29 protein-coding genes are annotated in these 25,654 nt (G+C 59.9%); 23 read left to right on the top strand and 6 right to left on the bottom strand.

Annotated elements, in window-relative coordinates:
* The first annotated feature begins 75 nt into the window (after positions 1-75).
* Positions 76-1,626: a DEAD/DEAH box helicase gene (locus ACK9YZ_RS08900; protein ID WP_416066704.1), complete on the top strand. Its 1,551-nt coding sequence runs from the start codon at positions 76-78 to the stop codon at positions 1,624-1,626.
* Between the two features lie 8 nt (positions 1,627-1,634).
* On the top strand, positions 1,635-2,057 hold the full coding sequence (locus tag ACK9YZ_RS08905) for an NUDIX domain-containing protein (protein WP_216758163.1): 423 nt from the start codon (positions 1,635-1,637) through the stop codon (positions 2,055-2,057).
* Here the strand turns inward: ACK9YZ_RS08905 and ACK9YZ_RS08910 are convergent, their stop codons facing one another.
* Entirely contained in the window at positions 2,058-2,375 is a 318-nt protein-coding gene (locus ACK9YZ_RS08910; RefSeq protein ID WP_132651605.1) for a TfoX/Sxy family protein, read from the bottom strand.
* Positions 2,376-2,385: 10 nt separating this feature from the next.
* The gene (locus ACK9YZ_RS08915) at positions 2,386-2,880 is read right to left on the bottom strand and encodes a flavin reductase (RefSeq protein ID WP_216758165.1); all 495 of its coding nucleotides are present in this window, start codon (positions 2,878-2,880) and stop codon (positions 2,386-2,388) included.
* A gap of 172 nt (positions 2,881-3,052) precedes the next feature.
* Here ACK9YZ_RS08915 and ACK9YZ_RS08920 point away from each other — a divergent pair, with 172 nt between their 5' ends.
* The 5 genes from ACK9YZ_RS08920 to purB all read left to right on the top strand — a co-directional run bounded on the left by ACK9YZ_RS08920 (position 3,053) and on the right by purB (position 7,459).
* Positions 3,053-4,135: a branched-chain amino acid ABC transporter substrate-binding protein gene (locus ACK9YZ_RS08920; protein ID WP_216758166.1), complete on the top strand. Its 1,083-nt coding sequence runs from the start codon at positions 3,053-3,055 to the stop codon at positions 4,133-4,135.
* Positions 4,136-4,195: 60 nt separating this feature from the next.
* Complete coding sequence (gene rpe, locus ACK9YZ_RS08925) at positions 4,196-4,873, top strand: ribulose-phosphate 3-epimerase (RefSeq protein ID WP_416066310.1); 678 nt, start codon at positions 4,196-4,198, stop codon at positions 4,871-4,873.
* Positions 4,873-5,601: a DUF2259 domain-containing protein gene (locus tag ACK9YZ_RS08930; protein WP_416066311.1), complete on the top strand. Its 729-nt coding sequence runs from the start codon at positions 4,873-4,875 to the stop codon at positions 5,599-5,601. The genes rpe and ACK9YZ_RS08930 overlap by 1 nt, the downstream gene beginning before the upstream one ends.
* 2 nt (positions 5,602-5,603) lie before the next feature.
* Positions 5,604-6,089, top strand: coding sequence for a hypothetical protein (locus ACK9YZ_RS08935; RefSeq protein ID WP_416066312.1), 486 nt, complete (start codon positions 5,604-5,606; stop codon positions 6,087-6,089).
* A 62-nt stretch (positions 6,090-6,151) separates the two neighbouring features.
* Positions 6,152-7,459, top strand: coding sequence for an adenylosuccinate lyase (gene purB, locus ACK9YZ_RS08940; protein ID WP_416066313.1), 1,308 nt, complete (start codon positions 6,152-6,154; stop codon positions 7,457-7,459).
* 45 nt (positions 7,460-7,504) lie between these two features.
* Here the strand turns inward: purB and ACK9YZ_RS08945 are convergent, their stop codons facing one another.
* Entirely contained in the window at positions 7,505-7,975 is a 471-nt protein-coding gene (locus ACK9YZ_RS08945) for a low affinity iron permease family protein (RefSeq protein WP_216758177.1), read from the bottom strand.
* A 119-nt stretch (positions 7,976-8,094) separates the two neighbouring features.
* A complete protein-coding gene (locus ACK9YZ_RS08950) occupies positions 8,095-8,898 on the bottom strand; it encodes a DUF2189 domain-containing protein (protein ID WP_416066314.1) in 804 nt (267 codons plus the stop codon).
* 161 nt (positions 8,899-9,059) lie between these two features.
* Between ACK9YZ_RS08950 and ACK9YZ_RS08955 the strand changes: the two genes are divergently transcribed.
* From ACK9YZ_RS08955 to ACK9YZ_RS08985, 7 genes are all read left to right on the top strand, one after another.
* Entirely contained in the window at positions 9,060-9,614 is a 555-nt protein-coding gene (locus ACK9YZ_RS08955) for an alpha/beta hydrolase (protein WP_216758180.1), read from the top strand.
* A 107-nt stretch (positions 9,615-9,721) separates the two neighbouring features.
* Positions 9,722-12,010: a putative bifunctional diguanylate cyclase/phosphodiesterase gene (locus tag ACK9YZ_RS08960; protein ID WP_416066315.1), complete on the top strand. Its 2,289-nt coding sequence runs from the start codon at positions 9,722-9,724 to the stop codon at positions 12,008-12,010.
* Between the two features lie 230 nt (positions 12,011-12,240).
* Positions 12,241-13,005 carry a phosphoribosylaminoimidazolesuccinocarboxamide synthase gene (gene purC / locus ACK9YZ_RS08965; RefSeq protein WP_183734953.1) on the top strand — a complete coding sequence of 255 codons (765 nt, stop codon included), beginning with the start codon at positions 12,241-12,243 and terminating at the stop codon, positions 13,003-13,005.
* Between the two features lie 35 nt (positions 13,006-13,040).
* The gene (gene purS, locus ACK9YZ_RS08970) at positions 13,041-13,283 is read left to right on the top strand and encodes a phosphoribosylformylglycinamidine synthase subunit PurS (RefSeq protein ID WP_416066316.1); all 243 of its coding nucleotides are present in this window, start codon (positions 13,041-13,043) and stop codon (positions 13,281-13,283) included.
* 44 nt (positions 13,284-13,327) lie between these two features.
* Complete coding sequence (locus ACK9YZ_RS08975) at positions 13,328-13,882, top strand: RNA 2'-phosphotransferase (protein ID WP_416066317.1); 555 nt, start codon at positions 13,328-13,330, stop codon at positions 13,880-13,882.
* Complete coding sequence (purQ, locus tag ACK9YZ_RS08980) at positions 13,879-14,550, top strand: phosphoribosylformylglycinamidine synthase subunit PurQ (protein WP_216758185.1); 672 nt, start codon at positions 13,879-13,881, stop codon at positions 14,548-14,550. Before ACK9YZ_RS08975 ends, purQ begins: the two co-directional genes overlap by 4 nt.
* 47 nt (positions 14,551-14,597) lie before the next feature.
* Positions 14,598-15,002, top strand: coding sequence for a hypothetical protein (locus ACK9YZ_RS08985; RefSeq protein WP_416066318.1), 405 nt, complete (start codon positions 14,598-14,600; stop codon positions 15,000-15,002).
* A 9-nt stretch (positions 15,003-15,011) separates the two neighbouring features.
* Here the strand turns inward: ACK9YZ_RS08985 and ACK9YZ_RS08990 are convergent, their stop codons facing one another.
* On the bottom strand, positions 15,012-15,266 hold the full coding sequence (locus tag ACK9YZ_RS08990; RefSeq protein ID WP_416066319.1) for a DUF1127 domain-containing protein: 255 nt from the start codon (positions 15,264-15,266) through the stop codon (positions 15,012-15,014).
* Between the two features lie 80 nt (positions 15,267-15,346).
* Here ACK9YZ_RS08990 and ACK9YZ_RS08995 point away from each other — a divergent pair, with 80 nt between their 5' ends.
* Both ACK9YZ_RS08995 and ACK9YZ_RS09000 read left to right on the top strand, forming a co-directional pair.
* The gene (locus ACK9YZ_RS08995) at positions 15,347-16,765 is read left to right on the top strand and encodes a PLP-dependent aminotransferase family protein (RefSeq protein WP_416066320.1); all 1,419 of its coding nucleotides are present in this window, start codon (positions 15,347-15,349) and stop codon (positions 16,763-16,765) included.
* Between the two features lie 125 nt (positions 16,766-16,890).
* Positions 16,891-17,472, top strand: coding sequence for an acyloxyacyl hydrolase (locus ACK9YZ_RS09000; protein WP_416066321.1), 582 nt, complete (start codon positions 16,891-16,893; stop codon positions 17,470-17,472).
* Positions 17,473-17,646: 174 nt separating this feature from the next.
* On the opposite strand, the gene ACK9YZ_RS09005 is transcribed toward ACK9YZ_RS09000, so the two are convergent.
* A complete protein-coding gene (locus tag ACK9YZ_RS09005; RefSeq protein ID WP_416066322.1) occupies positions 17,647-18,726 on the bottom strand; it encodes a D-TA family PLP-dependent enzyme in 1,080 nt (359 codons plus the stop codon).
* 186 nt (positions 18,727-18,912) lie between these two features.
* Here ACK9YZ_RS09005 and ACK9YZ_RS09010 point away from each other — a divergent pair, with 186 nt between their 5' ends.
* From ACK9YZ_RS09010 to purL, 7 genes are all read left to right on the top strand, one after another.
* Positions 18,913-19,752, top strand: a complete 840-nt coding sequence (locus ACK9YZ_RS09010; RefSeq protein WP_416066323.1) for a transporter substrate-binding domain-containing protein — start codon at positions 18,913-18,915, stop codon at positions 19,750-19,752.
* Positions 19,753-19,806: 54 nt separating this feature from the next.
* The gene (locus tag ACK9YZ_RS09015) at positions 19,807-20,469 is read left to right on the top strand and encodes an amino acid ABC transporter permease (protein ID WP_216758195.1); all 663 of its coding nucleotides are present in this window, start codon (positions 19,807-19,809) and stop codon (positions 20,467-20,469) included.
* A gap of 4 nt (positions 20,470-20,473) precedes the next feature.
* A complete protein-coding gene (locus ACK9YZ_RS09020; RefSeq protein WP_183746898.1) occupies positions 20,474-21,133 on the top strand; it encodes an amino acid ABC transporter permease in 660 nt (219 codons plus the stop codon).
* Between the two features lie 11 nt (positions 21,134-21,144).
* Positions 21,145-21,915 carry an amino acid ABC transporter ATP-binding protein gene (locus ACK9YZ_RS09025; protein WP_416066324.1) on the top strand — a complete coding sequence of 257 codons (771 nt, stop codon included), beginning with the start codon at positions 21,145-21,147 and terminating at the stop codon, positions 21,913-21,915.
* Between the two features lie 14 nt (positions 21,916-21,929).
* Positions 21,930-22,319 carry a RidA family protein gene (locus ACK9YZ_RS09030; protein WP_183734941.1) on the top strand — a complete coding sequence of 130 codons (390 nt, stop codon included), beginning with the start codon at positions 21,930-21,932 and terminating at the stop codon, positions 22,317-22,319.
* A 13-nt stretch (positions 22,320-22,332) separates the two neighbouring features.
* Positions 22,333-23,169: an IclR family transcriptional regulator gene (locus tag ACK9YZ_RS09035; protein ID WP_416066325.1), complete on the top strand. Its 837-nt coding sequence runs from the start codon at positions 22,333-22,335 to the stop codon at positions 23,167-23,169.
* 236 nt (positions 23,170-23,405) lie between these two features.
* Positions 23,406-25,637, top strand: a complete 2,232-nt coding sequence (purL, locus tag ACK9YZ_RS09040; RefSeq protein ID WP_416066326.1) for a phosphoribosylformylglycinamidine synthase subunit PurL — start codon at positions 23,406-23,408, stop codon at positions 25,635-25,637.
* The last annotated feature ends 17 nt before the right edge of the window (positions 25,638-25,654 follow it).

A 25,654-nucleotide genomic window follows, 5' to 3' on the forward strand; every position in this document is an offset into this window, starting at 1 on the left:
ACCTCGCTACCTGGGGTGGAGGCGCTCTTCCTTGACTTGCCGGCCGTTTCGGATTATGTCGCCCAGCATTGCGGCATGCAATCCTGCCGACTCGCCAGAGACCGGCCGAACGAAACGGAAACAGTTTTCCCTTTGACGACATTTGCTGAACTTGGTTTGAGCCCCAAAGTGCTCTCCGCTGTGACCGATGCGGGCTACACGATCCCCACTCCCATTCAGGCCGGGGCAATCCCCTTCGCGCTTGAACGCCGTGACATCTGCGGCATCGCGCAGACCGGCACCGGCAAGACGGCATCCTTCGTTCTTCCCATGCTGTCGCTTCTGGAAAAGGGTCGAGCCCGCGCCCGCATGCCCCGCACGCTGATCCTGGAACCGACCCGCGAGCTGGCCGCCCAGGTTGCCGAAAATTTTGAAAAATACGGCAAGAATCATCGCCTCAACGTCGCCCTCCTTATCGGCGGCGTGTCCTTTGAGGATCAGGACCGCAAGCTCGAGCGCGGCGCCGATGTGCTGATCTGCACGCCCGGCCGCCTACTCGACCATTTCGAACGCGGCAAGCTCCTGATGAGCGGCGTCGAGATCCTCGTCATCGACGAGGCCGACCGCATGCTCGACATGGGTTTCATCCCCGATATCGAGCGCATCGCCAAGTTGATCCCCTTCACCCGCCAGACGCTGTTCTTCTCGGCCACGATGCCGCCGGAGATCCAGAAGCTCGCGGATCGCTTCCTGCAGAACCCCGAGCGCATCGAGGTTGCCAAGCCCGCATCGGCTTCCAAGACCATCACGCAGCGTTTCGTCGCCTCTCACGACAAGGATTACGAGAAGCGCGCCGTGCTGCGTGATCTCATCCGCTCCCAGGAGGATCTCAAGAATGCGATCATCTTCTGCAATCGCAAGAAGGATGTTGCAGATCTCTTCCGTTCGCTGGAGCGTCACGGCTTCTCGGTCGGCGCCCTGCACGGCGACATGGACCAGCGCTCGCGCATGACGATGCTTGCCAACTTCAAGGACGGCAACATCCAGCTGCTCGTTGCCTCCGACGTCGCGGCCCGCGGGCTCGATATTCCCGATGTCAGCCACGTCTTCAATTTCGACGTGCCGATCCATTCGGAAGACTATGTTCACCGTATCGGCCGCACCGGCCGTGCAGGTCGCTCCGGTGCTTCTTTCACCATCGTCACCCGCCGCGACCAGAAACATGCCGACGCGATCGAAAAGCTGATCGGCGAAAAGGTGGAATGGCAGAGCGGCGATCTCTCCGCCCTCCCGGCGGCAGAAGAAAGCCGCGACAGCGAGCGTTCTCCCCGTCGCGGAAAGGGTCGCGAGAGGGATAAGGATCGTGGCCGCGACCGCCGGCCTTCGAGTCATAAATCTGATATCAACGCCGAAGATAATGGCAGCGAAGTCGTGGAAGCAGCACCAGCAAGGGCCGAAAGCGTGAAGAACGAGCGCAAAGCAGAACAGAAGCCACAGAACAACGCGCGCGGCGGTCGGCAGTATCCGGCAAACGATGACAATCGCGATCGTCGCCGCCATCGCGACCATGACGACGGCCCGACGCCGGTTGGATTCGGTGATGACATCCCTGCCTTCATGCTGATCGCGGGCAACGCCAAAGCCTGAGCGGTTCCATGGGTAAGCCCGGCATCGATTTCCCCGGCCTCGGCGTAGGCCTGGTGATTTTGCGTGACGGCAAAATCCTTCTCTACAAGCGCATGCGCCCACCTGAAGCCGGCTACTGGAATATCGTCGGCGGCAAGGTGGACCATATGGAGCCGGCTGAGGAAGCCGCGCGCCGCGAGGCTGAAGAAGAAACGGGACTGACCATCGGTCGCATCGAGCAGATCGGCTCTACCGAACAGATCATCGAAGCTGACCGCCAGCACTGGATTTCCCTTCTTTATATCGCCCGTGAGGTGACGGGTGAGCCACGGCTCACGGAACCGGACAAGCTCTCGGATTTCGGCTGGTTCGGCCTTGCCGACCTGCCCGAGCCGCTGTCGGCTTTCACCAGGGTTGCGATATCAGCCCTTCCGGCCGGGCAATTGTGCTGATCATTCCGCGCGCAATGCTGCCTCATAGGCAAGCCGCACCCAGCGCGCCATGATATCGGGGTCGTCATAGGCCTCTTCGGGGATGCTCCAGTAAGGCATTTTCACCGGAGCGCCCTTCTTGCCCTCATAGAACCATTGGCTGGCGCCTGCCGCGGCAAATTCCGGCGCGCTTTTTTCATCGGCCTTCAGCAGAATTTCGTCGCGCACTTCGAGTGCCAGGATGCGGCCGAGATGATAGATGCCCTTGCCGCCGAACATGCGCTTGATGGTGACGGGTCCAAGCGACTGAAACATCTCCTCGATGCCGGCATTGTCCATGATTTGAAGCCTATACCGAATGATAGCCGCGGTTCAGATAGAGAAGCGCCGGATGCATTTCGGTAAAGCGCACGGCAGCGACCTCGCCGAAAATGACATTGTGGGTCGGCATTTCCTTGATGTCGGTCACCCGGCAGTCGAAGACGGCGAGTGCATCGGCTAGGACCGGCGCGCCCGTTGCCAGCGTTTCGAAGCGGGCGCTCAAGAAACGATCCCCGTTTTCCAGATGCGTGCGGCCTGAAAAAGCATCGGCAACACCCTGATGGTGCGCGCCGAGCGAGTTCAGCGCAAAGATGCCGCTGCGCCAGAAGATCTCGTTCTTCTCATTGGTGTTGTTGAGGCAGACGAGAACGGAAGCCGGATTGTCGGATACCGAGCAGGCAGCCGTGATGGTGACGCCGCGGCGGGCTTCCCCGAGCGCCGTCGTCACGAGCTGCACATGGCCGGCATAGCGGCTCATGGCATCGCGATAGAGGCCGGGATCGATATGCTGCCTGTTCAACACATGCTTCTCCACAATCCGTGTCTTGTTCTTGTTATTTCACCAATATGGCGGGCATCGGTTACCTTTTCTACAATGGCACCCGCTAAAAGCTGCAGAACCTGCTTGTTTTTCTTTGACGATTGCCGCCGTGCGGATAAAAGGGCATGGACAAGACGAGAGACCTGCACCTTTCATGATGACCTTGCGTGTCATAGCCGCCCTTCTGTCGCTCCTGGCGTTGACGGCCGAAAGCCGTGCAGCCGGCGTGACGATCGGTGTCGTGGCGCCCCAGGACGGTACTTTCGCCTCGCTCGGCGCCCAGGTTCGCGCTGGCGCGGTTTTCCAGATTGGGCAGGCTGGCGATACGATCGTTCCGATCAGCGAGACCTGCCAGGACAATAGCGGCCAGGCGATCGCCGATGCGCTGATTGCCGCCAAGGTTCAGATCGCCATCGGTTTCCTCTGCAGCGAAACGCTGGAAGGCGCGCTTCCGAAGCTCAAGGATGCCAATATCCCTGCCATTACCGTGTCGGTGCGCTCGCACATCCTGATGGAGGATTCGCTGAAGAACGGCTGGCCTTTCTTCCGCCTCGGCCCTCAGGACGGCGACGAAGCCGCCAAGATCATCCAGGTCATCTTACAGCAATGGGCGGCGTCTCCGATCGCCCTTGTCGAGGATGGCACGATCCACGGCCGTGAGCTGACGGAAGCCGTGCGCAACGCTCTGGAGGAAAACGGCCTGAAGGCCGTCTTTACCGACACATACAGGCCGGGACAGGAACAGCAGATCGGACTTGTGCGCCGCTTGAAACGGGCGGGCGCCACCAAGGTCTTTATCGGCGGCGATAGGAACGATGCCGCCGTCATCGCGCGTGACGCCAAGGCTGAAAACATTCCGTTGGATATCCTGAGCGGCGATGCGATGCGCGCTGCCAACCAGCCGCTTGCGCTTGCGGACGGCGTACGCGCCGTTGCGATTCCGGAATACGCTCTTCTGCCGGAGGCAGATTCAACCGTCCACGCGATGCGGGCAGCAGGAGTCGAGCCTGAAGGTTATGCCCTGCCTGCGGCAGCTGCGGCACTCATTGCCAGTCAGGCCGTGCAGGCGGCGTTAAGCGAAGGCAAGCCAGTCGCAGAAAAGTTGGTCGGAACGCAATTCAAGACGCCGATCGGCGCCATTATCTTCACACCGGCTCATGAGCTTTCGCAAAATCCCTATCGTCTCCTCGAATGGCGCGGCGACGCTTTCGTCCTGTCCGCCGATGGGACGGACTGACCTATTGACTATGCCGTAAGGCGGCCTTGCCCGCTTCCGGTTGAGATGGAGACCGAGACCATGACGAAATTGCCCATCCGCATCGCCCCATCGATCCTGGCGGCAGATTTTGCAAAGCTCGGCGAGGAAGTGCGCAACGTCACCGCGGCCGGCGCCGACTGGATCCATCTCGACGTCATGGATGGGCATTTCGTGCCGAACATCTCCTTCGGCCCCGATGTCATCAAGTCGCTGCGTTCCTATACGGATGCGACCTTCGACTGCCACCTGATGATCTCGCCCGCCGATCCCTATCTGGAGGCTTTCGCCAAGGCCGGCTGCGACCGCATCACCGTACATGCAGAGGCCGGACCTCACCTGCACCGTTCGCTGCAGACGATCCGTCATCTCGGCAAGAAGGTCGGCGTCACCCTCAATCCGGCAACGCCGCTCTCGGTGGTCGAGAACGTGCTTGACGATGTCGACCTCATTCTCATTATGTCCGTCAACCCCGGTTTCGGCGGCCAGAAATTCATTCCGGCAATGGCAGACAAGATCGCAGCGGCCAAGTCACTCATCGGTGACCGCCCGATCGAGCTTGAAGTGGACGGCGGTGTGACGGTCGATACCGCGCCTGCCGTGGCAAAGGCCGGCGGCAATGTGCTCGTCGCCGGATCGGCAATTTTCAAGGGCGGCTCGGCCGAGGCCTATCGCCAGGCGATATCAGCCCTTCGCAACGCGGCTGAGGGAGCTCGCTGATGACGAAGCGCATGTTCATGGGCGGGTTTTTCGCTGCCTTGCTGACCGGCATGGCCGCCACGGCCTCTGCTGGCGATATCGCCAATATGCAGCCTGTCGGCTTCTCCGCCGACGGCAAGGTCTTTGCCTTCCAGGAATTCGGCATGAAGGATGGCAAGATCCCCTATTCGGAGACCTATTTCATCGATACCGAAACGGGTGCCGATCTCGAGGGCACGCCCTTTCATCTGGAACTGACGGACAAGGACGCCAATCTGTCCAAGGCGCGCCGCCAGAATCTGACGGCAGCCCGCCAGCAGATGGACAAGTACGACCTTCTGACCAATCCCGGCCTGATCGCAGCCTTCAACCCACCGACCGAGCTCGGCTCGCCGATGAAGACGATCCGCTACACAACGATTGCCAGCGACGGCCCGGCACGCGGCGCCTTTTCGCTGTTGCTTGGCGATGCCGAGGTTGCCAAGCCGGAAAGCTGCAAGGACGTCAAGCGCGTCATCGGCTTCACCCTGCAGCTTATCGAGAAGGACGGTGCGCCGAACCGCCAACTCGTCCACGAGGATAAGGCAATCCCTGATGACCGTGGCTGCCCGGTGGAATATCGTATGGGCGGTGCCCTCGTCTATCAGCCGGAATCGGGCAAGCCTGTCCATATCGCCCTCATCCTGGCGCTGAGCGCTACCCCTGACGGCCGCAACGGCCGCTGGATCGCCGTTCCGGTTCACCCCTGAGAATGAACCGTTTGCGGGCGGCATGGCCGTCCTTTTCAGAACTGTTCATCGGCGCCCCGCTCTGGGGCGTCCAGATGCTGATCTCGGCGATGGCCGGGCTCTATCTGCGCAATGGCATGGAGACGAGCCATGTGCTCGATCTCGCCCTCCTCTATTTCGGCGGCGGGATGCTTTCCTGGCCCTTCAACCTGCTTGCCGGACGATACCTTGCGCTCGGCCATCGGGTCGAGACGCGTTTCGCCGCCTTCTTCCTGGCGCTGACGGCGGGCACGGTTCTGATGACGGCCTTTCTCTTCGCCATGGATTATCGGATTTTCTATTCCCGCTGGCACGCGCCGTTCGGGTCGGTCATCTGGGTGTTCCAGTTCGTCTTTACCGGCGCGAGCGCCGTTTATCAGTTCCTCGTAATCGGTCTGGGGCTGTTTTTGCCCATCGGACTCGTCTGTCTGCTCGCTACCAGCTTGGCTCTTGCCAAACGCATGCGTTGAGATTGCCGGCCGTCTTTGCTACAGGGGCGGCAGCTACTGTCACGAAATGAAGGCGCTCGCCCATGATCCCTCGTTATTCCCGACCCGAGATGGTCGCCATCTGGTCTCCCGAAACCAAGTTCCGCATCTGGTTCGAGATTGAGGCCCATGCTTGTGACGCACTCGCAGACCTCGGCGTGATCCCGAAGTCGGCGGCCGCCACCATCTGGGAAAAGGGCGGTAAGGCGACCTTCGACGTCGCCCGCATCGATGAGATTGAAGCCGTCACCAAGCATGACGTCATCGCCTTCCTGACGCATCTTGCAGAAATCGTCGGCCCCGACGCCCGCTTCGTCCATCAGGGCATGACCTCCTCCGACGTGCTCGACACCACGTTCAACATCCAGCTCGTGCGTTCCGCCGATATCCTGCTTGCCGACATGGACCGCGTTCTCGCAGCGCTGAAGACGCGCGCCTTCGAGCACAAGGATACCATCCGCATCGGTCGCAGCCACGGCATCCATGCCGAGCCGACGACGATGGGCCTGACCTTCGCCCGTTTCTATGCGGAGATGAGCCGCAACCGCGCCCGCCTCGTGGCCGCCCGCGCCGAAATCGCCACGGGTGCCATTTCCGGCGCGGTCGGCACTTTCGCCAATATCGATCCCGTTGTCGAAGAGCATGTCTGCGCCGCCCTCGGCCTCGTGCCGGAGCCGGTCTCCACACAGGTCATCCCGCGTGACCGCCATGCGATGTTCTTCGCCACGCTCGGGGTTATCGGCTCTTCGATCGAAAATGTCGCGATCGAAATCCGCCACATGCAGCGCACCGAAGTGCTGGAGGCGGAAGAATTCTTCTCGCCGGGCCAGAAGGGGTCCTCGGCCATGCCGCACAAGCGCAACCCGGTTCTGACCGAAAACCTGACGGGCCTTGCCCGCCTTGTACGCATGTCGGTCGTACCATCAATGGAAAACGTGGCGCTCTGGCATGAGCGTGACATCAGCCATTCGAGCGTCGAGCGTGCCATCGGCCCGGATACGACGATTACCCTCGATTTCGCGCTGAACCGCCTGGCCGGCGTCATCGAAAAGCTCGTGGTCTATCCCGAGAACATGATGAAGAACCTCGACAAGTTCCGCGGGCTCGTCCATTCGCAGCGCGTTCTCCTCGCGCTTACCCAGGCCGGCACGTCGCGCGAGGATGCCTATCGCCTCGTCCAGCGTAACGCCATGAAGGTCTGGGAACAGGGCAAGGACTTCCTTGAGGAACTGCTGGCCGACGCCGAAGTGCGCGCCGCGCTCTCCGAGGCGGATCTTCGCGAAAAGTTCGATCTCGGTTATCATACGAAGCATGTGGATACGATCTTCCGCCGCGTCTTCGGCGAAGCTTGATCGGCACAAAATATGTCATCGGACGGCGCCCACGAGGCGCCGTTTTCATTTCCGCTTGCGTGGCGTGGCAGTCGCCGACGTCTTGCGTTTTCTTGACCCGCTTTTTGCAGGCGATGTATCGGCTTGCTCATCCGATATCCTGCAGGCCTCGGTCTCTCCCCGCCCTTTAGCCGCCTTGGCTACCAGCCGGTCGAGATGTTTGAGATCCTCTTCGTCCAGATTTTCGATGCCGATGAAGCGGTTTTCGGCATGGCTCGTGAGGATGATCTCATTGAGCTTGGCCTGAATGGCCCGTGTATCGCGCGTTTGTGCGTTCTGAAGCAGGAAGACCATCAGGAAGGTGATGATCGTCGTGCCGGTATTGATCACGAGCTGCCAGGTTTCGGAGTAGTCGAAGACAGGACCGAGAGCGGCCCAGATAATGACGGCGATAAGCGCCAGTATGAAGGTCACCGGCTTGCCCGCCAACTCCGATATCTTGGTCGCGAAACGCGCAAACAAATGGCGTAAAGTCACCTTGAAATCCTCCGCAGAAGTCGGCGCAAGACAAACTCCAAGGAAGGTTCCGAGGTTCCCGAGTACGGTGAAATTCCAGGGCGTCGCGCGAAATTCGCGACACCCCGGGAATGTTGCCGTCACGTGGCTTCGCGGGCAATCAGCTTCCTGTAGAGATGCCAGGTCGCATGGCCGAGGATCGGGATGACGAGTGCGAGGCCGGCAAAGAGTGGGATCGTGCCGACGACCAGCAGCGCGGCAACGATCAGGCCCCAGAGCAGCACCGGTACCGGATTGGCAAAGGTTGCCCGGATCGAGGCGACCATCGCGGCCACCGCCCCGCAATCCCTGTCGAGCAGCATCGGAAAGGTCACGACCGTGATCGCCAGAACGACGAACGCAAAGCCGAGGCCGACCAGATTGCCCCACAGGATGAGCTGCATGCCTTCGGGCGTGCCGAATACCTGCTGCAGGAAGAGCGACGTGGAACGCGGGAAAACCTCGCCGAGAAGGTTCGTATAGATGGTCTGCGCTGTGACCAGCCAGACGGTGAAAATCCCAAACAGCAGGAGCCCGACGGCGATGATCGACGGCAGCGCCGGCGAATGGCGCACGTCGAGTGCATGTGTCCAGGAGGAATCGAGCCCGGCCTCGCGCCGACGGCTGATTTCGTAGAGGCCGATTGCGGCTATCGGCCCGATCAGCACGAAGCCCGACATCAGCGGAAAGATCATCGGTGCGAGATTGGCGCCCGAACTCAGCATCGTCAGGAAGATGCCGGCGATCGGATACATGAGACACAAGAAAACGTAATGCGAAGGCTTCTCGCGGAAATCCTCGAAACCGAGCCTGAGCGCGTCGAAGACGTCTGCTATGCTGATGCGATTAATCGTGGGCCGTACGAAGCTTTCGCTAGCGCCTGTCATGATATGGAATGCCGCCATGGCTTTCTCCTCCTCAGCCAAGATGAGCCGGAGGCGAACGTGTCAGCAACGACGAGCCGACACGAAAACGCAACCGGCAGGCGGCGACTATAGCAAATTTCTCAAGCCAAGTCGCTCTCTCCCTTGACATCGCCTTCAAGCTTTCTCACATCGGCGGCACTATGAAAGCTTCAGAAGCAGATATTCTCATCGTTCCCGGCTACACCAACTCCGGTCCCGATCATTGGCAGACTCGTTGGGAAGCAAAACTCTCCACCGCACGCCGCGTCGAGCAGGCGGAATGGTCAAAGCCTGTGCGCGAGGACTGGATCGCCCGCATCGCCGAGGAGGTGAACGCCTCCACACGCCCCGTTGTGATCGTCGCCCATTCCCTTGGCGTACCCTCGGTGATCCATGCGATCCCGCTGTTCGAAAAGCGGGTTGCCGGCGCTTTTTTCGTGGCGCCGCCCGATGTCGCAAATCCGGATATCCGCCCGAAGCATCTGATGACCTTCGGCCCCTACCCGCGTGATCCGCTGCCGTTCCCGTCGATCACGGTGGCAAGCCGCAACGATCCCTTCGGCACTTATGAACATGCTGACGATATCGCCAACAGCTGGGGTTCCTTCCTGGTGGATGCCGGTGAATCCGGCCACATCAATGCGGATTCCGGGCATGGCCCCTGGCCCGAGGGCACGATGGTCTTTGCCCAATTTCTGAGCCGCCTGCCCGGCTGAGACACCAAAAATCCGGCGTTTCCAGCGGATTAAGCGATCGCTTTCTAAGCATTTCTTAATGGAAAGACCGCAGAGTGTGCTGACGCCAGAATAGCGAGAGCGCGCCCGTGAAGCAGAGCCATCCGCAAGACGCCGCCGACCCGGGTCGTGTCGCACCGACCGGGGGCGGATCGGTGAACGTTACGGATGATTCCGATCTTTCCGAACGTGAAAGCCGCTGGAACTATGCGCTCGTCGGCTCCGGTCTTGGCGTCTGGGATCACAACTACCGTCTCGATAAGCGATATTACTCACAGACCTGGAAATCCATTCGTGGCATGGCGGCCAATGAGACGGCCGATGGTGATTACGAGGCTTGGCTGCAACTCGTCCATCCCGGCGATCGGGATTTCGTCGTCAATGCCATCGAACGACAGAATGCCGGCGACCCGGATTATCATGTCTTCCAGTATCGCGAGCGCCACAAGGATGGCCATTGGGTCTGGATCGAATGCCGCGGCGCGCCCGTCGAATGGGACGAAACTGGCAAAGCCCAGCGCGTTGTCGGTACGGATACGGACATTACCGCGCGCAAGGCGACAGAGGAGATGCTGGCGCAGCTCTCCCGTCGCCTCGACCTTGCCCTGCAGATCAGTGACATCGGCGTTTTCGAAGCGGATATCGACCACGGAACGGTCGAATGGGACGATCGTCTCATTGCCATTTACAAGCTGCAGGGCGTCGACCGCCTGACAGCCGGCGCGGCCTGGCCGGGAAGGATCCATCCTGACGACCGCGAACGGGTGCTCGCCACAGTCAAGAGCACTGTCAACAGCGAGACCGGCTTTCACCACGAATTCCGCATCATCAGGGGCGATGGCGTCGAGCGCATTATCCGTGCCCGTGCGGCCTTCTTCATCGACGGAAACGGTTGCCGCAAGCTGATTGGCGCCAATTGGGACGTGACGGAGGAAGTGGGGCTCCGCAACGAGCTGCAACGCGCCAAGGATCTTGCCGAAGCCCGCAACCGCGAACTTGAAGCAGCCAAGGAGAGCATCGAGCATCTGGCTCTTCATGACTATCTGACCGGCCTGCCGAACCGCCGCTATCTCGACAAGATGCTGGAGGAACGTTCCGCCCTGTGTCGCGAAGGAGGCCTGGCGCTTGCCATCCTTCACATCGATCTCGACCGTTTCAAGCAGATCAACGATACGCTCGGCCACCGCGCCGGCGACCACATGCTGAAACATGCCGCTCGGGTGTTGCGCGACTCCATTCGCGGTACTGATTTCGTCGCGCGCATCGGCGGCGATGAGTTCGTCGTCCTCTGCATCGTCGACACAGCCTCGAAGAAGATCGCCACCGTCGCCGAGCGCATTATCCGCGAGCTGAGGAAGCCCATCAAATATGAGGGGCACGACTGCCGCTTCGGCGCCAGCATCGGCATCGCCATCGACAGCGGTCCGAATCTCGACGAAAAGCAGCTTCTCCTCAATGCCGATATCGCGCTCTACCGCGCCAAGGCCTCCGGCCGCAACCGCCACGAATTCTTCTCCAATGCCGTACGACGCACGATCCTGACGGCCAAGCGCCTTGCCGATCAGATCCTGATCGGCCTGGAACGCGACGAGTTCGTGCCTTTCTACCAGCCGCAGTTCGATGCCCGTACGCTCGATATCGCCGGCATCGAGACGCTCGCCCGCTGGCAGCATCCGGAACACGGGCTGCTTTCCCCGGATAGCTTTCTCGACATCGGTGAAGACCTCGACGTCGTCTCGACTATCGATGCCTTGATCCTGGAGCGGGCGATTGCCGACCGGAAAGCCTGGGTTCGCCAAGGCTTCGCCATCCCTCGCATTTCGGTCAATGTCTCCGGCCGGAGACTATCCGATCCGCAGCTTGGCAAGAAGCTGCGTTCGCTGAAGATCGAGCCCGGCACGGTCTCTTTCGAGCTGCTGGAATCGATCTCGCTCGACGATTGCGACGAGGCGGTCACCGCCAATCTCAAGAAGTTGAAGAAGCTCGGCATCGACATCGAGGTCGATGATTTCGGCACCGGCCACGCCTCGATCGTCAGCTTGCTGCGGCTGAGCCCGAAGACGCTGAAGATCGACCGCGAACTGATCAGCCACCTGCCGCAATCGGCAGAGCAGCGCAAGCTCGTGCGATCGATCATCGACATTGGCAACTCGCTGAACGTTCTCGTTACTGCCGAAGGTGTGGAGACCGCCGATCACGTCCGCATCCTGCAGGAGCTTGGCTGCGACATGCTGCAGGGCTATGCACTCGCCCGGCCGATGCCTGCCATGCAGATCCCCGCCTTCATCCGCAGCGAAAGCTGGCGGCAGCCGGAGGGTGCGGCCCGCGCGCTGCAGGCGGATCTGCGCCGTTCCGTCTCCAAAACGGCTTCCAGATAAAGACCTGTATAAACGCTCCGAGATTTCGCCTTCATTTCACCGTAAAGAAAAAGGCGGTAGTCTCCTCTTGCGAAGACATTCGATTCTCTTTGCGGATTTCCCGCTGCAGCCGGAAACCGGGGAAGGAGTGACAGGCGGATTGTGAAACTCTCTCTTTTCCTTTAAGGGGACGCCACGAGATCGATCCACGCGCGCTATCCCAAGAGCGCCAACAGCAGAGAATAACTAAAATGAACCGTCGCCGCCGTATCTACGAGGGCAAGGCAAAGATTCTGTACGAAGGGCCTGAACCGGGTACACTGATCCAGTTCTTCAAGGACGATGCTACCGCTTTCAACAAAAAGAAACACGAAGTCATTGATGGCAAGGGCGTCCTCAACAACCGCATCTCTGAATATATCTTCAGCCATCTGAACAAGATCGGCATTCCTACCCACTTCATCCGCCGGCTCAACATGCGCGAGCAGCTGATCCGGGAAGTGGAGATGATCCCGCTTGAGATCGTCGTACGCAACGTCGCCGCCGGCTCGCTCGCCAAGCGCCTCGGCATCGAGGAAGGCGTGGTCCTGCCGCGCTCGATCATCGAATTCTATTACAAGTCCGACGCGCTCGAGGACCCGATGGTCTCCGAAGAGCACATTACCGCCTTCGGCTGGGCCAATCCGGCTGAGCTCGACGACATCATGGCGCTCGCCATCCGTGTCAACGACTTCATGACCGGCCTTTTCCTCGGCGTCGGCATCCAACTCGTCGATTTCAAGATCGAGTGCGGCCGCCTCTTCGAAGGCGACATGATGCGCATCATCCTGGCTGACGAAATCTCGCCGGATAGCTGCCGCCTCTGGGATATCGAGACCCACAAGAAGATGGACAAGGACCTGTTCCGCCGCGATATGGGCGGTCTGCTGGAAGCCTATTCCGAAGTTGCGCGCCGTCTCGGCATCATCAATGAAAACGAGCCCGTGCGCGGCACCGGCCCGGTTTTGGTCAAGTAAAGACCGTTTGGTCAAGTAAAGGCAGGGAAGAACAAGTGATCAAGGCTCGCGTCACCGTCACGCTGAAAAACGGCGTTCTCGATCCTCAGGGCAAGGCCATCGAAGGCGCGCTCGGCGCCCTCGGCTTCGGCGGCGTCGGCCATGTCCGCCAAGGCAAGGTCTTCGATCTGGAGCTTGAAGGCACCGACAGAGCCAAGGCCGAAACAGATCTCAAGGCCATGTGCGAGAAACTGCTCGCCAACACGGTCATCGAGAACTACGCGATCGCGATCGACTGACGAGCGCAGGCTCGCCACCTGGCGATCCCTCTGGATTAAGCGTCATGATGGAAGCAAAGCTGGAGACGGAAGTCTCGAAATATATGAGCTATGTCTTGCGCCATGCGCCGGAAGCAGTAGGCCTGACGCTTGATGCCGAGGGATGGGTTTCCTTCGATGCATTCGAACAAGCGTTGACGTCGAAATATGACGTCTCACGCGCCGATATTGTCGGCATCATCGAGAACAGTCCGAAGAAGCGCTTTGCGCTTGTCGAGGGCAGAATTCGCGCCAATCAGGGCCATAGCGTCGGTGTCGACCTGGACTTGGAGCCAACCGACCCGCCGGCAATCCTTTTCCACGGCACGTCACGGGCAAGTTGGCCAGCGATCGAGCGCGAGGGCTTGCAGAAGATGGAACGGCATCACGTTCATCTTTCTGCCGATATCGATACGGCGAAGATCGTCGCAACCCGCCGCAAGGGCGACTATATTATCCTGCGCATAGACGCAGCCCGCATGTTTTCAGAGGGTCATTCTTTCTTTGTCTCGGACAATGGAGTATGGCTCGCCGAAAGCGTTCCAGTTCAATATCTTTCGCTAAACGCAGGCACCCCATGAAATCAGCCGTCGTTCAACTTCCGGGCCTCAATCGCGATCGCGACATGATCGCCGCGCTCACCAAGATCTCCGGTCATCAGCCGGTGACGATCTGGCAGACGGAGACGGAAATCCCTGACGTCGACCTCATCGTCATTCCCGGCGGTTTCTCCTACGGCGATTACCTGCGCTGCGGCGCGATTGCCGCCCGCATGCCGGTCATGCAGGCGATCATCGAAAAGGCGAACAAGGGCGTGAAGGTTCTGGGCGTCTGCAACGGCTTCCAGATCCTCGTCGAGGCTGGCCTGCTGCCGGGCGCGTTGATGCGCAATGCCTCGCTGAAATTCGTCTGCCGCGAGATCAAGCTCGAAGTCGTCAATGCCGAGACGGATTTCTCCCGCGCCTATGAAAAGGGCCAGATCATTCGTTGCCCGGTCGCCCACCACGACGGCAACTATTTTGCCGATGCCGAAACGCTGGCTGCCATCGAAGGCAACGGCCAGGTCGTCTTTCGCTATGCCGAAGGAACCAATCCGAACGGCTCGGTCAACGACATTGCCGGCATCATGAACGCCAAGGGCAATGTGCTCGGCATGATGCCGCATCCGGAAAATCTCATCGAAGCCGCCCATGGCGGTTCGGACGGCCGTGGCCTCTTCGCCTCGGCGCTTGACGTCATAGCTGCCTGATTTCTTCTGTCAGGCCGATCGTTCGCCGGACCACTGGAGCAAGATAGATGCGCCCTCGCCTTTTCGCCGCCATCGCCAACGCCGCTGCCTTTGTCGGCCTCGCCGCGCTGGTTGCCGCTTGCCAGTCCTCGGCACCCGCAAAGGGGCCGGACCGCAGTGCGCTGTCGACAATGGAGCGCGTGGCGCTCGGCGCCAACAGCTGCTGGTTCAAGTCGGGCGATCCGGCTTTTGCAGCCTACAAGCTGGCGCCGGAGCTCAATTCCTTCTCCGGACGGCCGCGCATTCTCGTCGTGCACAAGGGAAGCCCGGAAACCCGGCCGCTGCTTGTCGTGCAGGCCGAAGGCAATCCGGCCAAGATGCAGGCCTTCGGCCCGATGATGTCCGAGCCGGTCTCGGGTCGCATCGCTGCTGATGTCACCCGCTGGTCGGGCGGCAGCAAATCCTGCAGCTAAGCTTCAGCTTCAATCCCAAAAGAACGACTTGCCGACTTCGCGTGCGGCATCGGATTGCGACAGGCCGATATCCTTGAGCTGGTCTGCCGTCAGTTCGCGCAGCGACCGGCGGCTTGCCCGCTTCTGCTGCCACAAAAGAAAGGCTGCCCACAACCGCCCGAGCCGCGTCGCGGCCGGCGCCTGTCTGGGCATGATAATCTCATGCCGGCCATCGATAGAGACAATCGATACAATCTGACCCTTGATGTGAGGTGAAGCGGACATTTCTGACTCCTGTAGTTTCCGCTAATGGAATTGTCTCATAGTCTTGACAGGATTAGGGTGACAATCTATTCATTGTCACCATGACAAATTGGCTCCCCGATCTCTCGCAGGGCTCAGGCCCGGTCTATATGCGGCTTGCGGACAATATCGAATCCGCCATTGCTTCCGGCGCCTTGCCGGCGGGAGCCAAGCTGCCGCCACAGCGAAATCTCGCCTATGATATCGGGGTGACAATCGGAACAATCGGCCGCGCCTATGCGCTGGTGCACGAGCGCGGGCTTGTCGCCGGCGAAGTCGGCCGCGGCACCTATGTGCTCGACCGTGCCGATACGCCCCCCAGCGAGCAGGTGGACCCTGTGACCCTTTCGCTGAGTGGCACGCGTGTCGCAGATGCCCCGCCGAACAAGCTTCGCTTCGATACGACTGCCGCGCCCGATCTCGGTCAGGGCAAGATCATCGCCGGCATCATGGCCGAGATCGGCGAACAGCATCTGGCCGAAATCTCCTCCTATTCCCGCAGCTTCCCTTCGAACTGGTTCGAGGCCGGCCGTCTGTGGCTGGCGCGCAATGGCTGGTCGCCGGAGGTCGAAAACGTCGTGCCCACGCTCGGCGCGCATGCGGCAGCCATCTCCGTCATCGCCGCCGTGTCTGCGCCCGGTGACAAGATCGTTTTCGAAAATCTCACCTACACGCAGGTGAGCCGCAGCGTGCGCCTGCTTGGCCGGCGTACGTTGACCGTCGAGTCCGATGAAAACGGCATCATCCCCGAGGATTTCGAGCGGCTCTGTCAGCAGCAGCATCCGAAGCTCGTCTTCACGATGCCGACGCTTCACAATCCGACACTTGCCATCATGCCCTATGAGCGGCGGGTCGCCATTGCCGACATTGCCAGACGGCATGGGGTCTGGATCATCGAGGACGATCTCTATGGCGGCATGGCCAATGACGCTACGCCGCTGCTTGCAGCAATCGCGCCCGACCGCACCTTCCTCGTCAACGGCCTGTCTAAGTCGGTTGCGGCCGGCGTGCGCGGTGGCTGGGTCGCGTGCCCGCCGCATTTCGCTCAGCGCATCAAGGTTACGCATAAAATGGTGACGGGCGGCCTGCCCTTCATTCTGGCCGAAACCTGCGCGCGGCTCGTCCAGAGCGGCAAGGCGCATGAGATACGCAATGCAAGTGTCGTGGAACTGTCGGCCCGCGTGAGCCTCGCCCGCGAGGTAATGCAGGGATTCGATTTCGAATCCCACCCGCATGCGCCCTTCCTGTGGCTGAAACTGCCGGAACCCTGGCTGTCCGGTACCTTCAAGAATGCCGCCTTCCGCGATGGCGTGCTTGTCGACGACGAGGATGAGTTCAAGGCGGCACGGGGCGAGAAAGCCTATCACCGCGTGCGCATCGGCTTCTCCTCACCGAAGGATAGAAACGAGCTGGTCGCAGGCCTTATGGTATTGAAACGCCTGTTGGAAAATGGCGGCTCCGCCTACGACGGTGAAATCTGAACTGTTGCAGATCGGTGTCAGCATTGTGGAAAAGGCCACGATCGAAACACAGGCGCTTTACCGAGATCATCCGCATGTTACCTCTGTATCATCCTGCCGTTTAAGTGGGAATCAAGGGACAGCAGATGAAATCCGATTTCCGTTCACTCATGTTGCGCCTGTCGAGTATCGCGTCGGTCGCAGTCATTGCAAGCAGCCTGGGCATGTCGTCGGCGGCGCAAGCCGGAGACAAGGTTTTCGACGAGTTGCGCTTCGGCGCTTCGGTCTCCATCCAAGGAGGACATTCGCATGAAGATGGCGTTTTCCCGGAAATAACGGCTCTTTTTGATCCCTTTGGCTTTGAGCAGGCAGCCGGCTGGAAACAGCAGCTCTTGCATCCGCGCGTTCATCTAGGCACTTCGATCGGTACGGCTGGCGAAGCGACGCAGTTCTTCGCCGGTTTCACCTGGACTGTCGACCTCAGCGACAAGATTTTCGCGGAAGCCGGTTTCGGCGGCGTCATCCATACGGGTGACATCGATGACAATGACGATGGACCTGATCTCGGCTGTCGTGTGCTGTTCCACGAATATTTCGGTGCCGGCTACCGCTTCAACAGCAAGTGGAATGTCATGGCGCAGCTCGCTCATTCCTCGAATGCCAACCTTTGCGACGGTCCGAACGACGGCATGACCCGCGCCGGACTGATGGTCGGCTATAAATTCTAGTCTTTCGTTGCTAAGCCGGTCCTCACTCAACGGGATCCGTGCAGACGGCCGTTAAACAACCCAGAAGGCGGCATTAGATGTGTCGCCCTTTGGGCTTTCCGCAACGGAACCTTGTTCAGTCCACCGCAGTCCCCTCATAGGCTTGGACAGACGGATAACGACCGAACCGGCCTGTCAGACGATCTTTCCGCGGGCCACGACCGGCCAAGACTCGACTGACGCCATGCCTTTTCCTGCGACGAAAACCGAGTCGACCATATTGGTGACCACGCAAGCGTGGTTCGGCACGATTTGCAGTTTATCTCCTACCGATAATCCGATAGGACCGTTGCTAATCAGCCGGCCATGTTCCTCGGATAGTTGGTCCACGACGATGTCGTCGCGCCCCCGCACATGACCGTAACCTGTGAGACCCAAAAGATCCGATGTCAGGATTTTTGAACCTGCATCAACGATCGCTCGGTTCGCGGCGGGCACTGAGACGACAGTTGTTAGGACGCTGAGTGCGCAATCTTCCCAGCCACATGCGCCGCGCGATACGAGAGAGCGGTCATTGTAGACGTAGGTTCCGGGGCGATATTCAGTCGTAACCGGTGCGTCTGCTGCGTGCATCATCGAAGGCGTCCCGCCTGACGTGATGACCGGCACTGCGAGACCGAGCGCTTCGATGCGAGCCTTGGCCGCCATCATGAAAGCTTCGACAGCAGCCTCCCCGCCCGCAGGAGGATAGGTCATGAGGCCACCGAAAACGATACCAGGCATCGAGTGGATAAAGGCCGAGAGAGCCTCTGCCGCCTCGGGAGTGAGCACGCCGCAGCGGTTTGCGCCGGTGTCGCATTCCACCAGCACTGTCAGCGGTTGAACTTCGTTTCGGAAGGCCTCCGAGAGGCTGTTCACGACAGCCGCACTATCGGCAACGACCGACAATTTCACCTTCTTTGCAAGCGCCTTCAGACGTTCAAGCTTCTCAGCGCCGACGATGTTGTAGGTAATCAGCACATCGGTGATTGCACCACTGGCGGCGACCATCGCTTCGGCCTCCGATACCTTTTGACAGGTGATACCGACCGCGCCGGCCGCAATCTGCAGATTGGCGATTGCCGGCAGCTTGTGCGTCTTGATGTGCGGGCGAACACGCAAGCCGTGAGCATCCGCGTAACGTTGAAAACGGCCGATATTGGCGGTGGCGATATCGAGATCGATCACAACGGCAGGAGTTTGAATGGCAGCGATATCCGCGGGCGAAAAAGTCATGGAAAACCTCGTATGGAACGAACCTGCGGTGCGGACAAATGGGCCGCTGTTTAGCGCCGCATCAAATATCAACCCTCGCTATTGACAATTCATCAACCAGGGGACTTGATATGTCAATCCGATAATACGGACAGATGTCCATTATATTGGATTAATCAGAAACACTCGGTTCTCAGGGGAACAGTCATGACCAAATCCTTCCGCGCCGGCCTGATTGCGCTGGCCGCAACTGCAGTTCTTTCAAACCCGGTCTTCGCCGCCGGAAGTAAGCTAGATGAGGTTCTTGCTCGCGGTCACCTCGTTATGGGCACCGGCAGCACGAATGCACCTTGGCACTTCAAGAGCGCCGACGATAAACTGCAGGGTTTCGATGTGGATATGGGCCACATCATCGCAAAGGCTCTCTTTGGCGATCCTGATAAGATCGAATACGTCAACCAGTCATCCGACGCTCGTATTCCTAACATCACGACGGACAAGGTCGACATCACCTGCCAGTTCATGACGGTCACCGGCGAGCGCGCCCAGCAGATCGCCTTCACGATTCCCTACTATCGGGAAGGCGTCGGCCTGATGCTGAAGGCTGATGGCAAATATGCTGACTATGCAGCGCTTAAAGCTGCCGGCTCATCGGTGACAATCTCGGTCTTGCAGAACGTCTACGCGGAGGCGATGGTTCACGCGGCGCTCCCGGAAGCTACGGTCGACCAGTACGATTCCGTCGATCTCATCTACCAGGCACTGGAATCCGGTCGCGCGGACGCGGTCGCAACCGACCAGTCGTCGCTCGCCTGGTATATGGCTCAGAACCCAGGCAAATATCGGGATGCCGGCTACGGTTGGAACCCGCAGACTTACGCTTGCGGCGTAAAACGCGGCGATCAGGATTGGCTGAATTTCGTCAACACCGCTCTTCATGAGGCCATGACCGGCGTTGAATTCGATGCTTACGCCAAGTCGTACAAGACGTGGTTCGGCAAGGAACTGGCGCCTCCGCAAATCGGCTTCCCGGTCGAATACAAGTAACTGGCCCGAGGGAGCGGGTCTTTCCCGCTCCCTTCCTGAAAGGGGCGGTCTGCCATGGGTTATACGCTGAATTTTGCTGCTGTCTGGCGCAACTTCGATTTTCTTCTTAGCGGCTTGATGTTGAGCCTCGGTCTCGCGGTCATTTCGATCTTGATCGGGGCTGTCATCGGTCTGTTCGTTGCATTCGCGCTGCTCTCCAAGAGCCGTGCCGCGGTCGCGCCGGCAAGAATCTACGTTACCGTCATTCGAAATCTTCCTATTCTCGTGCTCGTCCTCTTCGCGTTCTTCGCGCTGCCTCAGATGGGCTTCCGGCTGGACAAGATCAAAAGCTTCGTCTTGGTTCTCTCACTCTATTCAGGAGCATACCTCGCGGAAGTTTTCCGCGCCGGACTTCTCTCGATTCCCAAGGGATTGACCGAGGCCGGAATGGCGATTGGCTTGACGTCGATGCAGATACGCACATCCATCATAGCGCCGCTGATGTTCCGCAACGTTCTGCCCTCGCTGTCGTCCACAATCATCTCACTCTTCAAGGACACATCGCTTGCCGCAACGATCGCCGTGCCCGAGCTGACGTTTGCAGCGCGCAAGATCAATGTCGAGAGCTTCCGTATCGTCGAGACCTGGATGGTGACGTCGGCTCTCTATGTCGTCACCTGTTTCCTCATTGCCGCTCTGATGCGTTTCGTCGAGCGGCGTCTGGCATTGCCGAGGTAAGCCGATGTCTCAGACCTTTCTCGATCAACTTTGGATCGCCCGTCATGTCATCCTGAATGGCATGGCGATGACCGTATCGATCTCCCTTCTGGCCATTCTCGCAGGCTCCGTGCTCGGCCTCTTCGTAGGCCTGGCGCTGGTCTATGGAAACAGTGTGCTGCGCCTGATCGTGCGGGCCTATACTGATGTGATCCGAGGCACACCCGTTTTGGTACTCGTCCTCGCGAGCTATTACGTCTCCAGTGCCGTGGGCCTGGAATTGGGAGCATTCGCGGCGGGCGTTCTGGCGCTGGCGGTATTTTGTTCGTCCCACGTCGGTGAGATCGTTCGCGGTGCTCTTCAAGCCATCCCGAAGGGGCAAACCGAAGCCGCAAAAGCGATCGGGCTGACGTTTACCCAGACATTCACCTCCGTCCTATGGCCTCAGGCGCTGCGCCAGTGCTTGCCGGCCTGGGTCAACACGGCGGCGGAAATGGTGAAAGCGTCGACGCTGCTGTCGGTGATCGGTGTAGCGGAACTGTTGCTGCGAACGCAGGAGATCATCTCCCGCAACTTCATGAGCCTGCAGTTCTATTTCCTGGCAGGGGCTCTCTATTTCGTCGTCAACTTCGGTATCGAGCGCTTCGGCAGATTCATCGAGCGCAAGACTGCCCTTCCATCCTGAGGAGCCGATCGATGTCCAAAACAATGCTTGAAATCAAGAGCCTGCGCAAAAGCTACGGCCAACACGAAGTGCTCAAAGGGGTCGACTGCTCCGTACAGGAAGGCGAGGTTATTTCGATTATCGGCTCGTCCGGCTCGGGCAAGACCACGATGCTGCGCTGCGTGAACATGCTGGAGGAATTCCAGGGCGGCACGATCAGCCTGGACGGTGAAGAGATCGGGTACCACGCGGAGGGGGCGACCCGTCGGCGCAAGAGCGAGAAAGAGATCGCCCGTCAGCGCGCACTTACCGGGATGGCCTTCCAGCAGTTCAACCTGTTCCCGCACATGACAGCGGCCCAAAATGTCATGCTCGGCCTCGTCAAGGTCAAGAAGATGCCGAGGAGCGAAGCGAGGTCGATCGCGGAGCGTTGGCTCGACCGTGTCGGGCTGTCGGCGCGGGCCGATCATTACCCAGGCCAGCTCTCCGGCGGTCAGCAGCAGCGCGTGGCGATCGCCCGTGCGATCGCGATGTCGCCGCGTCTTATGCTGTTTGATGAAGTGACCTCGGCTCTCGATCCCGAACTGGTGGGCGAAGTGCTGCAGGTCATCAAAGGGCTTGCGGCAGATGGAATGACCATGCTGCTGGTCACCCACGAAATGCGCTTTGCCTACGAGGTATCCTCGCGGGTCATCTTCATGAACCAGGGGGTGATCTGCGAGGAAGGCAATCCAAGAGAAATGTTCGTGAATCCCAGGACCGAACGCCTGGCCGAATTCCTGAAGACCTCCAGCTTCAACTAAAGGAAAGTGAAAGAATGACTATCAAGCGTTATGGGGCTGGCGAGACTGGCGCAGGCGGACAACCACTTCCCTTCGCCCGAGCCACCGAAGCAGGCGGCTGGCTATATGTTTCCGGCCAGGTGCCCATGGAGAACGGCGAGATCGTTCCTGGCGGAATCGTTGTCCAGAGCCGAAAGGCTATCGAAAACCTGATTGCCATTCTCAATGAGGCGGGCTACAGCCTTGAAGACGTCGTGCGTGTGGGCGTGTGGCTTGACGATCCGCGTGATTTTTGGAGCTTTAACGGCGTGTACGCTGAATATTTCGGAGGAAACCCTCCGGCCCGCGCTTGTGTCCAATCCAGCATGATGGTCGACTGCAAGGTCGAAGTTGATTGCGTGGCCTACCGCGCGGATCGCGCCTAATATCGGAGAAAGCATGGCTGAGGCTGGTATCGACACAGTATCGCGGCGCACCCGAGGACTGGATCGTGCCTTTGAGATCCTCGAATTCCTGCGGGTGAAGCGACAGCCGATGCGGCCGAACGAAATCGCGGCCGAAATTGGCGCGCCTCGATCTTCGGTCTACGAGCTGGTCAATCTCCTGCTCAGCCACGGCATGCTTGACTACCATGGCGGAGACGGCCGCGTTAACCTTGGCCGCCGCCTGTATTTCCTCGGGACGGCCTACGCCGAACAATTCGACCTGATGCGGGAATGCGACCGCATGCTGGTGCGGCTGGCCGAAGAAACCCGTGAGACGGCACAGATGTGTCTGCTCGAGGGACGCAAATACACCGTCGCCATGATGCGCGAGGGCATCCGGCCGTTTCGCATCTCCTCGAATGTCGGCGAGCTCGTTTCCATCCCCTGGACGGCGTCCGGACGGTTGCTGGTTTCGCACCTGAGCGATCAGGAGATTGTCGATTTGATTCCGCCGGAGGACTTCGTTCTCCCAAACGGTCGGCAGATGAAGCCGGCGGAATTTATCGCCCAGGTGCGTCAGGCGGCCCGCGACGGATTCTTCACCTTCAACAGTGAGGTGGAGAATTTCACGCATTGCTTCGCCGTGCCGGTTCATCAGGCCGACGGTGCCTGTATCGCCACCCTGTGTCTTGTAACTCCGCGCGAGGACGGCGTACGAAATCGGAGCAAGTACCTGGAGAGCTTGCTTGGTGCAGCCAACGAGATTTCCGAGAAGCTTGGATACCAGCGAGCCCAAAGGCCGGTCGCATTCGAAGACGCTGGGAAGGTCTCTGCCAGTATCCGGCAGTAGACGTAAGGGTCCCTGATTACCGGTACGGAACCTATCGGGCCTGCCTCTGTTGACGGCAGGCATTTTCCTGTCGCGCATAGTTCTTACATAGGCTAAAGACACGGCAAACGCGCTAGAGCATGTCCGTTTTGCCTTGAACCACAGACATGCTCTATCTCTTTGTTTTCACGCATTCCGAATGCAAGACCGCTGCGCACGTTTGCTGGATTGCTCTAGGCAGGGATTTTCGAGAGCTCATGACCATTCCCAACACTATCAAGATCACGCCGGAACTCATCGCTTCACACGGCCTCAAGCCGGATGAATACCAGCGCATTCTGGATCTGATCGGCCGCGAACCGAGCTTTACCGAGCTCGGCATCTTCTCGGCCATGTGGAATGAGCACTGCTCCTATAAATCCTCCAAGAAGTGGCTGCGCACGCTGCCGACCAAGGGTCCGCGTGTCATCCAGGGACCGGGCGAAAATGCCGGTGTGGTCGATATCGATGACGGCGATTGCGTCGTCTTCAAGATGGAGAGCCACAACCACCCCTCCTATATCGAGCCCTATCAGGGTGCCGCGACCGGTGTCGGCGGCATCCTGCGCGACGTCTTCACCATGGGCGCGCGCCCGATTGCGGCCATGAACGCGCTGCGCTTCGGCGAACCGGATCATCCGAAGACCCGCCATCTCGTCTCCGGCGTGGTCTCCGGCGTCGGCGGCTACGGCAATTCCTTCGGCGTGCCGACGGTCGGCGGCGAGGTTGAGTTCGATGCCCGCTATAACGGCAATATCCTCGTCAACGCATTTGCTGCCGGCATTGCCAAATCCAATGCCATCTTCCTGTCGGAAGCAAAGGGCGTCGGCCTTCCGGTCGTCTATCTCGGCGCCAAGACCGGCCGCGACGGTGTCGGCGGCGCGACGATGGCATCGGCCGAATTCGACGAATCGATCGAGGAGAAGCGTCCGACGGTTCAGGTCGGCGACCCCTTCACCGAAAAGTGCCTGCTCGAAGCCTGCCTGGAATTGATGCAGACCGGTGCGGTCATCGCCATCCAGGACATGGGTGCGGCCGGCCTCACCTGCTCGGCTGTCGAAATGGGCGCCAAGGGCGATCTCGGCATCCTGCTCGAACTCGACAAGGTGCCGGTGCGCGAGGAGCGGATGACCGCCTACGAGATGATGCTGTCGGAAAGCCAGGAGCGCATGCTCATGGTGCTGCAGCCGGAGAAGGAAGAGGAAGCCAAGGCGATCTTCGTCAAGTGGGGCCTCGATTTCGCTGTTGTCGGCAAGACCACGGACGACCTTCGCTTCCGCGTCATGCATCAGGGCGAGGAAGTCGCCAACCTGCCGATCAAGGATCTCGGCGACCAGGCTCCGGAATATGACCGCCCCTGGCGCGAATCCGCCAAGCGCGCGCCCCTGCCCGCCAATCTCGTGGCAGCACAGCAAGATTATAACGAAGCGCTGCTGCAACTCGTCGGCTCTGCCAATCAGTCCAGCCGCCGCTGGGTCTATGAACAGTATGACACGCTGATCCAGGGCAACTCCTTGCAGCTTCCGGGCGGCGACGCCGGCGTCGTGCGTGTCGAAGGCCATCCTCTGAAGGCGCTTGCTTTCTCCTCCGATGTGACCCCGCGGTATGTCGAGGCCGATCCCTTCGAAGGCGGCAAGCAGGCTGTGGCCGAATGCTGGCGCAACATCACCGCGACCGGCGCCGAGCCGCTGGCGGCGACCGACAATCTGAACTTCGGCAATCCCGAAAAGCCCGAGATCATGGGCCAGTTCGTCGAGGCCGTGAAGGGCATCGGCGAAGCCTGCCGCGCGCTCGACTTCCCGATCGTATCCGGCAACGTCTCGCTCTATAACGAGACCAATGGTGTTGCGATCCTGCCGACGCCCACCATTGCCGGCGTTGGCCTGATGCCCGACTGGCGCAAGATGGCCCGCATCGGCAGCGCTGCCGAAGGCGACAGGGTTCTGCTCATCGGCATCGACGGCAGCCATCTCGGCCAGTCCGTCTATCTGCGCGATGTCGTCGGCAGCACCGAAGGCCCGGCACCGGAAGTTGATCTCTTCGCTGAACGCCGCAACGGCGATTTCGTCCGCTCCGTCATCCGCAACGGTCAGGCGACCGCCTGCCACGACATTTCCTCCGGCGGCCTCGTACTGGCGCTCGCTGAGATGGCAATGGCGTCAGGCAAGGGTCTCAAGGTCAGCCTCAGCGAAGGCAAGGGTGCTGCGCATGCGCAGCTCTTCGGCGAGGATCAGGCGCGTTACGTGCTGACGGTTCCAAAGGATGTCGCGGATTTCGTCTGCGCCAATGCCGAAGGCGCCGGCGTGCCCTTCCGTCGCCTTGGCACGGTCCAGGGCGACAGCCTCGTCGTCGACGATCTGATTGTGCTGCCAATTCAGCAATTGCGCGATGCCCATGAATCGTGGTTCCCTGATTATATGGAAGGCCGCGGCGAGCTTGCCGCGGAATGATGTGCAAGGAGTAATGA

Origin of the sequence: Rhizobium sp. ZK1 (assembly GCF_047782645.1) — a bacterium.
In the GTDB taxonomy this organism is placed as follows: Bacteria; Pseudomonadota; Alphaproteobacteria; order Rhizobiales; family Rhizobiaceae; genus Rhizobium.

What these genes read in the sequence shown, in the direction of transcription:
- ACK9YZ_RS08900 (WP_416066704.1), top strand. Translation starts at nt 76, where the DNA reads ATGCAATCCTGCCGACTCGCCAGAGACCGGCCGAACGAAACGGAAACA.
- ACK9YZ_RS08905 (WP_216758163.1), top strand. Translation starts at nt 1,635, where the DNA reads ATGGGTAAGCCCGGCATCGATTTCCCCGGCCTCGGCGTAGGCCTGGTG.
- ACK9YZ_RS08910 (WP_132651605.1), bottom strand. Translation starts at nt 2,375, where the DNA reads ATGGACAATGCCGGCATCGAGGAGATGTTTCAGTCGCTTGGACCCGTC.
- ACK9YZ_RS08920 (WP_216758166.1), top strand. Translation starts at nt 3,053, where the DNA reads ATGATGACCTTGCGTGTCATAGCCGCCCTTCTGTCGCTCCTGGCGTTG.
- rpe (WP_416066310.1), top strand. Translation starts at nt 4,196, where the DNA reads ATGACGAAATTGCCCATCCGCATCGCCCCATCGATCCTGGCGGCAGAT.
- ACK9YZ_RS08930 (WP_416066311.1), top strand. Translation starts at nt 4,873, where the DNA reads ATGACGAAGCGCATGTTCATGGGCGGGTTTTTCGCTGCCTTGCTGACC.
- ACK9YZ_RS08935 (WP_416066312.1), top strand. Translation starts at nt 5,604, where the DNA reads ATGAACCGTTTGCGGGCGGCATGGCCGTCCTTTTCAGAACTGTTCATC.
- purB (WP_416066313.1), top strand. Translation starts at nt 6,152, where the DNA reads ATGATCCCTCGTTATTCCCGACCCGAGATGGTCGCCATCTGGTCTCCC.
- ACK9YZ_RS08950 (WP_416066314.1), bottom strand. Translation starts at nt 8,898, where the DNA reads ATGGCGGCATTCCATATCATGACAGGCGCTAGCGAAAGCTTCGTACGG.
- ACK9YZ_RS08955 (WP_216758180.1), top strand. Translation starts at nt 9,060, where the DNA reads ATGAAAGCTTCAGAAGCAGATATTCTCATCGTTCCCGGCTACACCAAC.
- purC (WP_183734953.1), top strand. Translation starts at nt 12,241, where the DNA reads ATGAACCGTCGCCGCCGTATCTACGAGGGCAAGGCAAAGATTCTGTAC.
- ACK9YZ_RS08975 (WP_416066317.1), top strand. Translation starts at nt 13,328, where the DNA reads ATGATGGAAGCAAAGCTGGAGACGGAAGTCTCGAAATATATGAGCTAT.
- purQ (WP_216758185.1), top strand. Translation starts at nt 13,879, where the DNA reads ATGAAATCAGCCGTCGTTCAACTTCCGGGCCTCAATCGCGATCGCGAC.
- ACK9YZ_RS08985 (WP_416066318.1), top strand. Translation starts at nt 14,598, where the DNA reads ATGCGCCCTCGCCTTTTCGCCGCCATCGCCAACGCCGCTGCCTTTGTC.
- ACK9YZ_RS08990 (WP_416066319.1), bottom strand. Translation starts at nt 15,266, where the DNA reads ATGTCCGCTTCACCTCACATCAAGGGTCAGATTGTATCGATTGTCTCT.
- ACK9YZ_RS08995 (WP_416066320.1), top strand. Translation starts at nt 15,347, where the DNA reads ATGACAAATTGGCTCCCCGATCTCTCGCAGGGCTCAGGCCCGGTCTAT.
- ACK9YZ_RS09000 (WP_416066321.1), top strand. Translation starts at nt 16,891, where the DNA reads ATGAAATCCGATTTCCGTTCACTCATGTTGCGCCTGTCGAGTATCGCG.
- ACK9YZ_RS09005 (WP_416066322.1), bottom strand. Translation starts at nt 18,726, where the DNA reads ATGACTTTTTCGCCCGCGGATATCGCTGCCATTCAAACTCCTGCCGTT.
- ACK9YZ_RS09010 (WP_416066323.1), top strand. Translation starts at nt 18,913, where the DNA reads ATGACCAAATCCTTCCGCGCCGGCCTGATTGCGCTGGCCGCAACTGCA.
- ACK9YZ_RS09015 (WP_216758195.1), top strand. Translation starts at nt 19,807, where the DNA reads ATGGGTTATACGCTGAATTTTGCTGCTGTCTGGCGCAACTTCGATTTT.
- ACK9YZ_RS09020 (WP_183746898.1), top strand. Translation starts at nt 20,474, where the DNA reads ATGTCTCAGACCTTTCTCGATCAACTTTGGATCGCCCGTCATGTCATC.
- ACK9YZ_RS09025 (WP_416066324.1), top strand. Translation starts at nt 21,145, where the DNA reads ATGTCCAAAACAATGCTTGAAATCAAGAGCCTGCGCAAAAGCTACGGC.
- ACK9YZ_RS09030 (WP_183734941.1), top strand. Translation starts at nt 21,930, where the DNA reads ATGACTATCAAGCGTTATGGGGCTGGCGAGACTGGCGCAGGCGGACAA.
- ACK9YZ_RS09035 (WP_416066325.1), top strand. Translation starts at nt 22,333, where the DNA reads ATGGCTGAGGCTGGTATCGACACAGTATCGCGGCGCACCCGAGGACTG.
- purL (WP_416066326.1), top strand. Translation starts at nt 23,406, where the DNA reads ATGACCATTCCCAACACTATCAAGATCACGCCGGAACTCATCGCTTCA.